Origin of the sequence: Rhizobium sp. CF142, assembly GCF_000281145.1 — a bacterium.
In the GTDB taxonomy this organism is placed as follows: domain Bacteria; phylum Pseudomonadota; class Alphaproteobacteria; order Rhizobiales; family Rhizobiaceae; genus Rhizobium.
Genome location: NZ_AJWE01000098.1, coordinates 13,743 through 28,417 on the forward strand (window position 1 = coordinate 13,743; position 14,675 = coordinate 28,417).

General features: G+C 60.0%; 12 protein-coding genes. 8 read left to right on the forward strand and 4 right to left on the reverse strand.

The features are described from left to right. Positions 1-76 precede the first annotated feature (76 nt). The 4 genes from PMI11_RS21165 to PMI11_RS21180 all read left to right on the forward strand — a co-directional run bounded on the left by PMI11_RS21165 (position 77) and on the right by PMI11_RS21180 (position 5,838). Positions 77-2,164, forward strand: a complete 2,088-nt coding sequence (locus tag PMI11_RS21165; RefSeq protein ID WP_081493286.1) for a sensor histidine kinase — start codon at positions 77-79, stop codon at positions 2,162-2,164. Continuing rightward, positions 2,151-2,576 carry a response regulator gene (locus PMI11_RS21170; RefSeq protein WP_007821084.1) on the forward strand — a complete coding sequence of 142 codons (426 nt, stop codon included), beginning with the start codon at positions 2,151-2,153 and terminating at the stop codon, positions 2,574-2,576. Before PMI11_RS21165 ends, PMI11_RS21170 begins: the two co-directional genes overlap by 14 nt. 3 nt (positions 2,577-2,579) lie before the next feature. Beyond that, the gene (locus tag PMI11_RS21175; RefSeq protein WP_007821086.1) at positions 2,580-4,175 is read left to right on the forward strand and encodes a response regulator; all 1,596 of its coding nucleotides are present in this window, start codon (positions 2,580-2,582) and stop codon (positions 4,173-4,175) included. An 88-nt stretch (positions 4,176-4,263) separates the two neighbouring features. After that, positions 4,264-5,838 carry a VOC family protein gene (locus PMI11_RS21180; RefSeq protein ID WP_037071869.1) on the forward strand — a complete coding sequence of 525 codons (1,575 nt, stop codon included), beginning with the start codon at positions 4,264-4,266 and terminating at the stop codon, positions 5,836-5,838. Position 5,839: 1 nt separating this feature from the next. Here the strand turns inward: PMI11_RS21180 and PMI11_RS21185 are convergent, their stop codons facing one another. The 4 genes from PMI11_RS21185 to PMI11_RS21200 all read right to left on the reverse strand — a co-directional run bounded on the left by PMI11_RS21185 (position 5,840) and on the right by PMI11_RS21200 (position 10,589). Beyond that, a complete protein-coding gene (locus PMI11_RS21185; RefSeq protein WP_007821088.1) occupies positions 5,840-7,537 on the reverse strand; it encodes a hypothetical protein in 1,698 nt (565 codons plus the stop codon). A gap of 65 nt (positions 7,538-7,602) precedes the next feature. Continuing rightward, the gene (locus PMI11_RS21190) at positions 7,603-8,496 is read right to left on the reverse strand and encodes a DMT family transporter (protein WP_007821089.1); all 894 of its coding nucleotides are present in this window, start codon (positions 8,494-8,496) and stop codon (positions 7,603-7,605) included. A gap of 116 nt (positions 8,497-8,612) precedes the next feature. Next, positions 8,613-10,064 carry an FAD/NAD(P)-binding protein gene (locus PMI11_RS21195; protein WP_007821090.1) on the reverse strand — a complete coding sequence of 484 codons (1,452 nt, stop codon included), beginning with the start codon at positions 10,062-10,064 and terminating at the stop codon, positions 8,613-8,615. 96 nt (positions 10,065-10,160) lie between these two features. Then, complete coding sequence (locus PMI11_RS21200) at positions 10,161-10,589, reverse strand: OsmC family protein (protein ID WP_007821091.1); 429 nt, start codon at positions 10,587-10,589, stop codon at positions 10,161-10,163. A gap of 156 nt (positions 10,590-10,745) precedes the next feature. Here PMI11_RS21200 and PMI11_RS21205 point away from each other — a divergent pair, with 156 nt between their 5' ends. The 4 genes from PMI11_RS21205 to ligD are packed head-to-tail and all read left to right on the forward strand — an operon-like array spanning position 10,746 to position 14,658. Beyond that, a complete protein-coding gene (locus tag PMI11_RS21205) occupies positions 10,746-11,009 on the forward strand; it encodes a hypothetical protein (RefSeq protein WP_007821092.1) in 264 nt (87 codons plus the stop codon). Positions 11,010-11,041: 32 nt separating this feature from the next. After that, positions 11,042-11,275, forward strand: coding sequence for a DUF2188 domain-containing protein (locus tag PMI11_RS21210; protein ID WP_007821093.1), 234 nt, complete (start codon positions 11,042-11,044; stop codon positions 11,273-11,275). Between the two features lie 12 nt (positions 11,276-11,287). Then, complete coding sequence (locus PMI11_RS21215; protein ID WP_007821095.1) at positions 11,288-12,130, forward strand: non-homologous end joining protein Ku; 843 nt, start codon at positions 11,288-11,290, stop codon at positions 12,128-12,130. Between the two features lie 2 nt (positions 12,131-12,132). Further along, positions 12,133-14,658, forward strand: coding sequence for a DNA ligase D (gene ligD / locus PMI11_RS21220; RefSeq protein ID WP_007821097.1), 2,526 nt, complete (start codon positions 12,133-12,135; stop codon positions 14,656-14,658). Positions 14,659-14,675: the final 17 nt, after the last annotated feature.

Consider the following 14,675-nt stretch of genomic DNA (forward strand, 5'->3'; position numbering starts at 1 on the left):
AGATGGCGGAGAGGTGATGCAGGTGCGGGATGCTGCCACATCGGGACGAGACGGGGCGGGAAGCGGTCGCTACCGCATGGTCGCGCTCGTCATCGGCTACCTGCTGGTCCTGCTCGGTCTGACGGCGCTGACCGGGTGGTTGCTGGAGGTCGAAATCATCATCTCGATCGTGCCCGGCTTTCCGTCCATGGCATTCAATACCGCCATCTGCTTCGTGCTGTCGGGTATCGGGCTTGCCACGTCGATGGAAACAGGCAAGCCTAACCGCATCGTGCCCGTCATTGCCTGCAGCCTTGCCGCCCTGCTTTCCGCGGTGCGCCTGACAGAGATCATCACGCTCGGCCGCACGATACATAATGTCGATGTCTTCCTGACGCAGTTTTTCATCTCTCCAACCTTTGTCGAACAGATCGGCGGCGGCATGGGGCCGAACACGGCGCTGATCTTCCTGATCACCAATCTGTCCATTCTCCTTGCGCTATATGGGAAGGAGCCGCGCGGTCAGCTCGTACAGGAACTCACCAGCTATATCGCGATCACGCTCGGCATGATCGCGCTTGCCGGCTACGTCACCAATGCCGAGCGGGGATATCGCTGGGGGCCTTATGCCGCGGTGGCCTTGCCCACGGCAATCGGTCTGGTGGCTTTCGGTTGCGGGCTTCTCGCCAGATCCTGGTGGATGTTGCCAACCAACAGGGCACAGATCCCCCTCTGGATACCGGCATCGATCTGTTTTACCGGCCTCATCGTCGATCTCTATACGCCGCTTGGCGTGGCGAACGGTATTCTCTATGTCCCGCTCGTGCTGACGGCGCTCTGGTTCGGTAATCGCAACGCACCGATGTTGTTCGCCTTCGTCTGCACTGTCCTGATCCTGCTCGGCTTTTTCGCCGTCAACCATGCCGAGAACGAATACTGGCGGGAAGCCACCAATCGCTCGATCACGGCAGCGACGCTCTGGCTGATTGCGATTTTCGTCTTCTATTTCATGCGCAACAGCCAGCATCTGGAAACCGAGCGCATCCGCTTCAGCGCGCTGGTGCGCAATACGCCTGACGCCGTGATCGCCATCGACGAGGTGGGGCGGATCATGAGCTTCAATCCAGCCGCCGAAACCATGTTCGGCTACACACCGCAGGAAGTGATCGGCAATAACATCAAGATGCTGATGCCGGAACCCTATCATTCCGAACATGACGCCTATCTTGGCAATTACCGGCGCACCGGCGAGGAACGCATAATCGGCACGACGCGCATGGTCTCCGGTCGGCGCAAGAACGGCGTGGTCTTCCCAATCGACCTCTCGGTCAGCGCTGTCGGCAGCGACCCGGGAAAGACCTTCGTCGGCATCGTGCGCGATATCAGCGAGCGTATGCGGCAAGAAGAGCGGATGAAGACGACGCTTGCGCAGCTCGAGGCCTATACGGCCGATCTCGAACGCTCCAACCACGATCTCGATGAGTTCGCCTATATCGCCTCGCACGATCTCAAGGAACCGCTGCGCGGCCTGCACAATCATTCGCGCTTCCTGCTGGAAGATTATGAGGATAAGCTCGACGAAGACGGTGTGCGCCGGCTCAATCGGCTCGTCCGGCTCAGCCAGCGCATGGAAAAGCTTGTCAACGATCTTCTCTATTTCTCACGCATCGGTCGCCAGCAGCTCGCGGTCAAACGAACCGATATCGGTTCGATCGTCCGCGACGTCGCCACCACCATGGAGCTTTTTCTTGAGGAGCGGCATGCGAAGGTCGTCATTGACGGCGTGCTGCCGGAGGTCGTCTGCGATGCGCCGCGTCTGACCGAGGTCTTCCGCAACCTCGTCACCAACGCCATCAAATACAACGACAAACCCGTGCCGCTGGTCAGCGTCGGCTATCTGGAACGCTATGTCGGCAAGGATGGGACGACAGCCCGCAACGTCTTCTACGTGAAGGACAACGGCAAGGGCATACCCCAAGAATTCCACGAGGATATTTTCCGCATTTTCAAACGGCTTGAAAAATCGCAAGGTTCCGAGGACGGCACCGGCGCGGGGCTCACATTCGTGCGTAAGATCATTGGGCGTCACAATGGTGAGATATGGCTCGAGTCGGACGTCGGCATCGGCACGACGTTTTATTTTACCTTGGGAAGGAAGCGCGAGGGTCAGAATGCTGCAGCGTGACACGCAACCGATCCTCATCGTCGAGGACAGCGAAGACGATTTCGAAGCAACGATGCGTGCCTTCAAGCGCACCAATCTGCGCAACCCCATCCGCTGGGCCGCCTCCGGTCAGGAAGCGCTCGACGTGCTCGCTACCATGGCGCCGAAGCCCGGCCTCATCCTGCTCGACCTGAATATGCCGGGCCTCGACGGGCGCAAGACGCTTGAGGCGATCAAGTCCAATGCGCATTGGCGCAAGATCCCGGTCGTGATCCTGACGACATCGGACGACGAGCGCGACATCGAGGGCTGCTATGCGCTCGGCGCCAACACCTATGTACAGAAACCGGTCGATCTCGACGGATTGTTCGCCGCTATCCAGCGGCTCAAGGAATATTGGTTCGAAATCGCGATCCTGCCCCTAGAGGACTGACGTTTGGCGGAAGACTGCTGCGTTCTCATCATCGATGACAACATAGACGACCGGGAAGTCTATCGCCGTATGCTGGCGCGCGTCTCCGGCACGAACTATACCGTGATCGAGGCCGAGAGCGGTGACGAGGGTCTCGCCCTCAACAGCCAGAGGCACCCTCACTGTATCTTGCTCGACTATTCGCTTCCCGGCCGCGACGGCCTTGGCGTGCTCTCGGAAATCCTCGCCCAGGATGCGGCCGCCAATGTGGTGATGCTGACCGGCCAAGGCAACGAGACCGTCGCCGTTGAAGTGATGAAGAGCGGTGCGCGCGACTATCTCACCAAGGATGCGCTATCGCCCGAGACGCTGCATCGCTGCATCCAGAACGCCATGATGCATGGTGCACTGGAAGCAAAGCTTGAGCAGAAGCGGCAGTCGCTCGAAATCTTCACCCGCGCCATGGCGCATGATCTCAAAGAGCCGCTACGAACGATCAAATCCTTCAGCCGCATACTGCACGGCTCGGCCGAGCTGCCGGCCGAAGACCGCGAGCTTCTCGATTATATCCTCAGCGCCGCCGATCACATGGAAGACCTGATCGTCAAGGTCTCTGGCTTCACGAGGCTGGAGGTTTCGAGCGAGCTCGAGCTCAAGCCGGTCCCGCTGTCAGCCGTGCTCGATCAGGTGGAGCATAATCTGCATCAACAAATCGAAAGCCGGCAGGCGATCATCATCCGCGGTCGGCTGCCGGAGGTGATGGGCGACGCGACGCTGCTGATCCAGCTTTTACAGAACCTCGTCTCCAATGCGATCCGCTATTGCGAGGATACCGTTCCGGAAGTGCGCGTTTCGGCCATAGCAGACAGGGGGATATGCCGCCTGACGGTTGGCGACAACGGGCCGGGCATCGACCCTGATCATCGTGAGCTGATCTTCCAACCCTTCAAGCGCCTCGTCGGCCGCGGCATCGAAGGCACAGGGCTCGGGCTTGCCATATGCCGCCGCATCGCGCAGCTGCATGGCGGATCGATCTGGTGCGAGGCGAAGACCGGCCGGGGCGCCACCTTCCTTCTCGAAGTGCCACTCGCCGAATTCACCGGCGAACGGCCGGCGGCCAACGAAATGCAGCAGAATGCAAAATTATCCGACCACACAAGCGAAAGCAGCGGCCGGCTTGCGGAAGTGCTGCTGGTCGAAGATAGCCCGGCCGATATTCAGTTGCTGAAGATCAAGCTGATGCGGCGTGAGAAGGTGAGCTTCAACCTGCATGTGGCGACGAACGGCCGCGAGGCGATGCGACTTCTGGAGCAACGCGCCGGTATTCCCGATGAGCCACAGATCGACCTGATGCTGCTGGATATCAACATGCCCATTATGGACGGTTTCGAGGTGCTGCATGCCCTTTCGTCCGACGCAAAACTGAGCCGGATTCCGGTCTGCGTTCTCAGTACCTCAAGCGACGAGACCGACATGCAACGGGCGAAAGACCTCGGCGCGCGCGCTTATATGGTCAAGCCGCCGACGCTGCAACAACTCGAAGAAGCATTGGAGGAGGTGGACACGCTGGAACTCCTGCCGCGCGGTGACGCACTTGTGCTTTTTGCGGAACAAAATTAGAGAAAAGGTCATTGGCCACGGTATGACGCTAGCAACGACCCTCATACTCGCGCTTCTGGCCTCGCCTTTTCAATTCGGGCTTTCATCCATGGCTTCAGGCATACACCATATCACGCTGATCACCCGCAAGGTGCAGGCGAATGTGGATTTCTACGCCGGATTCCTCGGCATGCGGCTCGTCAAACAGACGGCCGGTTTCGAAGACGCCACACAGCTTCATCTCTTCTATGGCGATGCTGAGGGCACCCCGGGCTCGCTCGTCACCTTCCTCGTCTGGGAGGACGGAGCGCCCGGCCGTGCTGGCTACGGTCAGATCAGCGAGATGTCGCTGGCGATCGATCCGACCAGTATCGGTTACTGGCTGACGCGTGCCATGCGCTTCGGCTTCCGCTCGGAAGGCCCCGCGGATGAGTTCGGCGAGCCGGTGCTGCGGTTGAAGGACCCCGACAATGTCATCGTCAAGCTTGCCGGCACCAAGGATCTGAAGTCGCCGGCCGTCTGGAATGGCGGCGATGTGCCGGTCGAACACGCCGTGCAGCGCGTGCGCGGTGCGACCATGCTGACCGAAAAGCCAACCGAAAGCCGCCATTTCATCGAAAGCCATTTCGGGTACAGGTTCCAGGCAAATCGCGGCACGATAGACCGCCTCGTCTCACAGTCGGGAGACATCATCGACGTGCGCGATGCGCGCGGCTTCTGGTCCGGCGCGCCGGGAACCGGCACGGTCGACCACGTGGCTTTCCGCGCAGATGACGACGAAGCCGTGCTTGCCGTCCACAAGGCGCTCGAAAAGGAAAATGCATCGGCAACCAATCTGCACGATCGCAAATACTTCCGCTCGCTCTATGCCCGCGAACCCGGCGGCACGCTTATAGAGCTTGCCACCAACCAGCCGGGCATGATGGTGGATGAGCCGAAAACCACACTCGGGACCAAGCTCTTCATTCCGCCGAAGGATTCGATCACCAATCTCAGCGACCTGAAGGTCGTGCTGCCGCAGTTTTCCATGCCCGGCCAGCCGCGCATCAATTATCGCGACCTGCCCTTTGTCCATCGTTTCTATACGCCGCCCGATCCCGACGGCAGCGTCTTCGTGCTGCTGCACGGCTCCGGCGGCAACGAGACGACGCTGATGCCGCTGCTGAACAAGGTCGCGCCACGCGCCACCCTTCTCGGCGTGCGTGGCCGCGCGACCGAGGAAGGCTTCCCGCGCTGGTACAAGCGCATCACGCCCTTCTCCTTCGACCAGGACGACATCAAGAACGAAGCCGAAGCCTTCGCCGCCTTCATCGAAGGCGCGGTAAAATCTTATGGTCTCGATCCGAAGAAGATCGTCTATGTCGGCTACTCAAATGGCGCTAACCTTCTGAATTCGCTGCTCTACCTGCACCCGAACCTGGTGCACAAGGCTGTGCTTCTGCGCTCCATGCCGGTGCTCAGCGCCTATCCGCATGCCGACTTGAAAGGCACGGACCTGCTTGTCATCAGCGGCAAGATGGATGCCTACGGCAAGTATGCGAGCGAGCTGGAAGAGCGGCTGAAGACGTCGGGTGCGACCGTCGATTCCGACGTCATCCCCGGCGGTCACGATCTCGGCGATGCCGACGTGCCTATCATTCAGAAATGGCTGCTGCAGGAAAACAAACTGCAGGAAACCCAATAGCCTACCAGTGGAAGCTATTCGGGCATGATGCCGGAACGGCAGCCGGCATCAGCGGTGCGTTGGGATCGATTGCATAAAGCCTTGCAAAGCCGGCGTCTTCTATAAGGCGGGTACCCGCCGGCATCGCGTCGCCGACATTCTGATCGACGACATCGGCGTTGACGATCAGGATGAAATCGAACTTGCTGCGCCAGTTGGCGAGATAGGGCGTGAAGCTGGCCGCCTCCGCCATCAGACCTGGACAGGAGAGCACACCGGTCGAAAAGAGATTTCCTTCCGGTACCGAGCGATCTGCCCAGGATGGAAGGACGGCAAGAGGCTGCTTGCCCTGCGCACTGAAGAGCGTCGGGACGAAAGCATGCGCCAGAGGAACCGCCAATGTCGGCAGATGCCGGAATGTATCCTCGGTAAACGCGTAATGCCGCTGATTGAGTTTTATCTCGGCAAAGGCCGGATCGTGCTGCAGCGGCAGGATCGCAGCGCCCGAGGGAACGGCTTCAAGCACCTTCTCGATGCTCGCAACATCGGCCTGCCCCTGCCACCAGTTGAAACCGATCCAGGCGGTCCGGCCAAAGACAGCTACATTCAGGGCGAGGAACAGGATGATAGCCTGACGCCGGCCGATCTTTTGAAAAGGGCAGATCATCACCATACCGACAAGGGCGGCCATGATGGGAAAGCGCCAGCTTATCCAACCGGTGCCAAAGGCATGCCGTGGCGAAAGGATAGATAGGACAAGAAGGCCTGCCGCGGTGATAACGAGCCCGGCGTGAACGCGTATGTTTTTTGCGGCAAACGCCCTGCTGCAAACGAGTAGAATCGGCACAAGGAAAATTACGTCGACGAGCGCAACATAGGTCCAGATGGCGGAGAGCAGATTGGAAACCAGCAGCACTGGGCTGTCGTTCCAGACCGCCAGGATATCGCCAACCTGACTTCCCGGAAGATCGGCAGCGGTTAGCGCCAACACGACCGGTGGCAGCAGGCAGGCGATGATTGCCGCCACGAGCCTGCCGGCAAGATGCAGGACCGCCAAACGAGATTTGAGGACATCAAAGCGCCAGGAAAATTCCAGCCCGCAAACGATCGCCAGAAAGAAGCCTACGGAGAATATATGGACGACGGTGAGGAACAGCGACGCTGCCATCCGCCATAAGAAGAGTCTGACCGCAGAACCGGACTGCAGTCGGTGATCCAGCGTTGAAAGCAGCAATGCAAGGCCGAGACCGATCTGGAAATTGATGAAACCGCCGATCAGCGTGGCGCACCAGGCGAGGTAGAGCATGCCGATCTGCCAATAGTAGCTGCCGCCAAACAGGCGCCGATGCAGCACGATGGCGCCTGTTGGAGGCAGGACAATCGCCAGGAACAGCAGGACGCGGGCGAGCAGCGAAACGCCGATTACGGGACCGATGAAGCGGGCCAGCAGGTCAATGCCGACATTGGTGAAAGTGCGGTTCCACTCGATCGTGTAGATTTCGGGGAAAGGTGCTTCCCTTATGCCGCCGGCAAGCAACCACATGCGGGCATAGTGGTTCGCATAATCGAGGAGCGGCGGAAATTTGAAGAGAGTGACGAGGACGGCGGCAAGGGCCATGAAGGCCAGCAAGGGCGCAGTCGAAGCCTGACGCGCAGCGACTTCCTGCGGCTTTTCCGCCTTGTGAACTTCAGCTGAAAATACCTGATCAAGGTTCGCCATGGCCGATCCCGTCCAAACTCCGGGACAGATCTACCAGCCAATGGTCAAGCTTCCTTTAAACGGAATTATCCCCGCCTTGCGATCGTGATACCGGCAAGAACGATCAGGCCGCCCAAGGCCTGCATTGCCGTGATCGATTCGTTGAGCAGCGCCCAGGCGAGGATGGCCGCCACGACCGGCTGGAGAAGCAGCGTCAGCGAGGAGAAGGCTGCCGGCAGATAGGCAAGCGCATAGGCGATCGCCACTTGCCCGCCCGCATGGCTGACGAAGGCAAGGCCGAAGACCACCGACCAGCCGTAAAGGCTTAGCGGCAGCATGTGGCCTTCGAAGAAGAACGCAAGCGGGAAGACGCCGACTGCGGCAGAGGCTGTGCTCCACAGCATGATGCGGATCGTATCGAAACGGCTGCGCAGCGCGCCGATTGCCAGGATGTAGCAGGCATAGAAGAAGGCGGCGATCATGGCGACCCCATCACCACGCAGATCACCATTTCCAAGAGCAGCAGGCCCGCCCTTCAGCACGACCACGCCGGCCAATGCCAGGACGAGGCCGAGCACGAAGACGCGGGTAACTTTGGTGCCGAAGAACAGAAAGCCGATGGCGGTCACGAAGACCGGCGCAAGGTTTGCGAGCAGTGTCGCATTGGCAACCGAGGTCATGGTGATCGATAGATGCCAGGCCGACAGATCAAGCGCCAACACGGCGCCCGGCAGGATCAGCATACCATAATCGGCAAGGCTCTTCGGCCTGGGGCCGGTATCCTTGCGCAAAAGCGAGAAGATGAAGATCGGGATCAGTGCCAGCGCCACACGCCAGAAGGCCGTTGCCATTGGCCCGACCTCGGAAAGCCGCACGAAGATCGGCGATCCGCCGATCGCCGCGCCGCCGACAATAAGGGCGACTAGCGGGAGGCGACTGGAAGATGGAGTTTCGGAAACGGAGGAAGCGGCCTGCGACATGATCTCGATGCTCTCTGCGCGGCTATCTCGCAAGCCGCGACTGACGCAGCGACTATCAGGAGTCGTGCCTCGATAACAGTCAGAGAACGACAGATCGATCAGAAATAGGTCGCCAATTATCCCGCGGCTGCGGCTTTCAGCTTGTCTGTGATCTCGCGGGCAACGAAGACCGTATGTTCTGATATCTGCGGCAATCCCATCAATTCACCGAAGGTACCACGTGCAAGCGGACCGGAAATGAGCAGCGAGGAGATCACCCGACCGTCCGCTCCGAGCGCTTCGGAACGCTCGGAGCAAGCAAGTCCGAGACCGGTCGGATCAAGGACGAGATAGCCTTCGCGCTCGAGTTCACCGAGCCAGGGCTGTGTCTGCAAAATGCCACCATGTGCGGGACCGGTCGTGACGATGACGGCATCGAACGTCCGTTCCAATCTTTCGCGGGCATGCCGCGGCTGTAGGGTGACGCGGATCGTTTCACCCTCGACCTTGGCATCGGCGACGGATGCCGCAAGCACTTCCAGCCGGCCGGCTTCGATTGCTGAATCGAGCACCGCCTCCACCTGCGGGGCGATGCGGAAACGGTGAACATCCCAGTAGGACCTGAGATGCCGGACGATGCGCCGCCGTTCGGCGACCGGCAAAGCGCGCCAGAGATCGTGCCCCTGGGAGCGCACCTGATCGATGACGGCATGCCAGCTCAAGCCCTGCTCTGCTGCCTGGCGAATGGTTAGCCGGATCTTGCGCAACAGCGCGACTGCCGAGGATGCGGGATCGGCGATGAAATCGCCGAAGGGTTCCTGCGGAGCCGCGGCATGGCCGCGAGAGCGTAGGCCGCGGCGAGAAATCGCCACAACAGGACCTTCATGGCCGTTGCGCGCAAGCGAGGCGATCACGTCTGCCCCCGTCAGCCCGTTGCCGATGACGAGAACTCTGTCCTGCGGCCGCACGACCTCAAGGGAACCTGGTTTCGTGGTATCGGCAACGAAACGAGGATGATCGCCAAGAATAGCCGCCAGCCTGCCCGGTGTGACCGGCGGCGGATGGCTGGTGGCGATGGCGACAATATCGGCCTCAGTGCGCCCGCCCTTATCGTCGAGGATCACCCAGCTATCGCGCTGGCGGCGGATGGCCGTCACCGTGGCGCGGCGATGAGAGATGGCGCCCGACTTCTGGAAGGGCTTCAGAAGTGCGCCGACATAATCGCCGAACACACGCCGGCGCGGGAAAAGCTGGCCGTTCTCGCGAGCAGCTTCGGGATCGTCGCGCACGGCATTATTCGCCTCAATCCAGCGCTGGAACTCTTCCGGATCATCCGGCTGCAGGCTCATCTTGGCGGCCGGCACATTGATGCGGTGCGCCGGATCGGCGGTGTCATAAGCAAGGCCGCGGCCCAGCATGGGGCGCGGCTCGAAGACCACGATATCGGGTGCATCGTTGCCGGCAAGCTTCAGCAAATGATAGGCGACACCCGCCCCGGAAACGCCGCCGCCGATGATGGCAACGAGCGGCCGCTGGGATTTCTGTTCGGTCGAAGGTTCTGTCTGGAACTGCATCTCAGCCGGCGTCATTTCAATCGATGCCGGAGCATAGGTGGAGCACGAAGGCCATGCAATGCTCCGGTCCTATTGTCTATAATTTTCATGCAGAATTCTGCGGAGACCCGATCAGCCGGTGATCGTGGTTGAAAATTCCGGCGTGCCTCTGATGGTATTGCTGACGGTGCAGATCTCGTCTTCGGCCATATGGGCGATCTTGCGGCGCGTTTCCTCATCGATATCGCCCTTGATGGAGAAGGCGATGTTGAACTTGGCGACGCGCGACAGCCCTTCCGCCGCCTTCTCGCCGGTCACATCAGCGGTGATCTCGGTGATCTTGTCGAGGATGCCGAACTGGCTTGCCGCCATGCGGGCGCTCAGAACGAGACAGGCCGAAAGCGAGGAATAGAGCAGGTCGAGCGGGTTGAAGCCCGGCTGTGATGGGCTGGTGACGATATCGATCTCACCGCCGGTGACCGACGTGACATGCGGGAAACCGATGCGACCGAGAACGGCATTTGCACCTGTGGGACGGGGACGCGCCTTGAGATCGGCCATTTTGAAATCCTCTATCGAATATAGCTTTCAGATAGTGTCTTGGCCGCAAACCCGCAATGCGGCGATTTTGATTTTCGTTGCACCGCTCAGCGGAACCTTTCCACTGTTCAGCGGTTTTTTCACCTGAAAAACCTCATGAAGAGGCAGGACTTTCCCATGCCTGGCATCCGCAAGATCGACCGCAAACACAGCAGTATGGATGCGCGCGACCGCCTGATTGTCGCGCTCTATGCTCAGCTGAAGGCAGAACGGGAGACACGTGAGACGCTGGAATGGGCAATCCGCAACGGTGCGGTATCCGAGGAAGTACTGGAAGCGATCGCCGCCGATCCGGTTCCTGTCGTCACCAGCGAGGATATCGCATCGCTTGAAAAGATCATCGCGCTTGACGAGCGGCGCAGCAGCTCGCCCCGGCAATGAATGACCAGAACGGCTGACAAGGAGGAAAGCACATGGCCGACATCACCTATCAGATCGTTCCACATGACAATGGCTGGGCCTACAAGCTCGGCAACACATTGTCTGAACCCTATGCCACGGCAGAACAGGCGATGGATCGCGCAAGAAACGCAGCCGCGCGCCAGAAGATCGGCAAGGGCGATGCGCTGCTCGCCTATCCGGCGCCGGATGGAAGCGGCTGGAAATTCCAGCAGATCGAAACCGACAAAAGCAATAGCAGGCTCTAAACGGAGGAGGCGATGGCGGGACGCGCAAGCTGGAAGGGCCATCTGAAGGTCGGCGACCTTGCTTGCGCCGTCGGCCTTTATACGGCTGTTTCCTCTTCCGACCGCGTCTCTTTCAACATCGTCAACCGCAGGACCGGCCATCGCGTCGAGCGGCAGTTCGTCGATAGCGAAACCGGCAAGCCGGTGGAGCGCGACGACCAGGTCAAAGGCTATCGGATGGAGAGCGGCGACTACATCCTCATCGAAGGTGATGAGATCGCCGAGATTATGCCCGAAAGCGACAAGGTGCTTGACGTGAAGGGATTCATTCCCTTCGATGGGATCGACAAGCTCTATTTCGACCGCCCCTACTATCTGGCGCCGGTTGACGAGCATGATGCGGAAGCCCTCGCATTGATTGCCAGAGGCATGCTTGACGGCAAGGTAGCAGCCCTTGCCGAAGCCGTGCTCTTCCGCCGCAACCGCACGCTGCTCATCCGCGCGCATGACGACCATATCATCGCGACCATGCTGAACTTCGACTATGAAGTGCGCTCGGCAAGCTCCGTCTTCAAGGACATTCCCGATATCAAGTTCGACAAGGAGATGCTGGACCTCGCCGGCCATATCATCGGCACCAAAGAGGGCCGTTTCGACCCGAGTGAATACCACGACCGCTACGAGGCCGCGCTCGTCGAGCTGGTAAAAGCCAAGATCGAAGGGCGCGCGCCGCCGAAACGCAAACGCGAGCCGGAACGTAAGGTAATCGATCTCATGGAGGCGCTGCGCCAAAGTGCGAAAATGGGCGGCAAGGCGCCGGCGAAGAAACCTGCCGCACGCAAAACTTCTGATAGAAGCAGCAGAAAGGCGAGCTGATCATGGCGCTCGAGACCTATCAGACCAAACGCGATTTCAAGATCACGCCGGAGCCACGCGGCAGACAAGGCCGCACGAAGGGCAACAGCTTCGTCATCCAGAAGCACGACGCCACGCGGCTGCACTATGATTTTCGGCTGGAGATGGACGGCGTGCTGAAAAGCTGGGCCGTCACCAAGGGACCGAGCCTCAACCCTGAAGATAAGCGCCTGGCGGTCCATGTCGAGGATCATCCTCTCTCCTATGGCGAATTCGAAGGCATCATTCCAAAGGGCCAGTATGGCGGCGGCACGGTCATCGTCTGGGATCGCGGCAGCTGGACTCCAACAGGCGATCCGCACAAGGCCTATCGCAAAGGGCATATGGAATTCGAACTCGACGGCGAGAAGCTGAAGGGGCGCTGGCATCTGGTGCGCATGCATGGAAAACCCGGCGAGAAGCGCGAAAACTGGCTGCTCATCAAGGGCGACGACGAGGAAGCCCGCCATGAGGGCGAAGTCGATATCCTCGAAGAGCGCCCCGAATCCGCCAAGACCGGCCGGCAACTCGAAGAAGTGGCGGAAAATCCCGATGCCACCTGGCACTCCAGACCGGAGGGTGGCAACGCTGTTGCCCCAAAGGCCAAGGCGGCGCCGGCGAGAAAGGCAAAGTCCCCTGCCCCGCAAGAGCAGGATTGGCCAAAGGGCGCGAAAAAAGCTGATATGCCCGACTTCATCGAGCTGGCGCTCGCCAAGCTGAAGCCCAAGCCACCGGCCGGCGAGCGCTGGATCCACGAGATCAAGTTCGACGGTTACCGGCTGCAGGTGAAGATCAAGGATGGGCGCGTGACGATGCTGACGCGCGGCGGCCTCGACTGGACGGAGAAATTCGGCAAGGACCTTGTCGATGCCTTTGCATCCTTGCCGGTCGAAACGGCCGTCATCGATGGTGAACTCGTCGTCGAGCGCGATACCGGCGCATCGGACTTCTCTGCCCTGCAGCATGACCTCAGCGAAGGTCGTTTCGACCGCTTCGTCTTCTACGCCTTCGATCTGCTCTATCTCGACGGATACAGCCTGCTCAATGCAGGCCTCCTCGAACGCAAATATCTGCTGGAGACGGTGGTTCCCAAAGATAGCGGCAAGCTGCGTTACAGCACGCATTTCAACGAGGACGGCGGGTTGGTGCTGAATCACGCCTGCCGGCTTAGCCTCGAAGGCGTCGTCTCCAAGCAGCGCGACAGCAGATATATTTCCGGCCGCAACGGTGAATGGATCAAGTCGAAATGCTCGCAGCGGCAGGAATTCGTCATCGGCGGCTATGTGCCCTCGACCGCGATGAAGAATGCCATCGGCTCACTCGCCATGGGTTATTACGAGGATGGCGCGCTGAAGTATGTCGGCCGTGTCGGCACCGGTTACACGGTCGCGACGGGGCAGATGCTTTACGAGCGGCTCTCGGCGATGGAGATGGAGCAGAATTCCTTCGACGACAAGCTGACCGCCGAGGAGCGGCGCGGCCTGCATTACGTCAAGCCGCAGCTCGTTGCCGAAGTGGAGTTCCGCGCATGGTCGGCGGATGGTATTCTGCGCCACGCGGCCTTCCGCGGATTGCGGGAGGACAAGCCGGCAAAGGACGTTGTGCCCGAGATGGAAAAGACGACCGCGAAAAACCTGCCGAAATCGGCAGTGCCGCTCACTCATCCCGATCGCATCTACTGGCCGGATGAAGGTGTCACCAAGGAAGGCCTCGCCAATTATTATGCGCAGATCTGGCGCCTCATGGCGCCCTATGTGGTCAACCGGCCGCTTGCCCTCCTGCGCCTGCCCGATGGGATTTCCGGCCATCAGCGCTTTTTCCAGAAACATGCCTGGAAAGGCATGAACGACCATATCGAGGAAATTACCGACCCCAAAGACAAGGGTGGCGAGAAGCTGCTGCGCATTACCGATTTCGACGGTCTCGTGGCGCTGGTGCAATCGGCCGTTCTGGAAATCCATCCCTGGGGCACGACGACGGAGAATTGGGAAAAACCCGATATGATCACCATGGACCTCGATCCCGGCGAGGATGTGCCATGGGAAAATGTGATAGCCGCCGCTTACGAACTGAAGGAGCGGATCGAGGGTGAAGGTCTTGCGGCTTTCGTCAAGACATCCGGGGGCAAGGGCCTTCATGTGGTGACACCGCTGGAGCCGAAAGCAGGCTGGGACGAGGTGAAGGGTTTCGCGAAATGGCTTGCTGACAGCATGTCGGAGGATGACCCCGACCGCTATCTTGCGACGGCAACGAAGGCGAAGCGAAGCGGCAAGATCTTTATCGACTATCTCCGGAACGGCCGCGGCAACACCGCCGTTGCCGCCTATTCCGCGCGTGCTCGCCCGGGTGCTGCCGTTTCCATGCCGCTGGAATGGAGTGAACTGACGACCGAAATCGGCCCCGCCTATTTCACCGTCGATAATACGCCGGCGCGGCTCGATGCGCTTAGCAAGGATCCTTGGGATGGGTTCTTTGCGGCGGCAAAGCCATTGCAGAAGCGGAAACGATAGGGCTTAACTTCCAACCC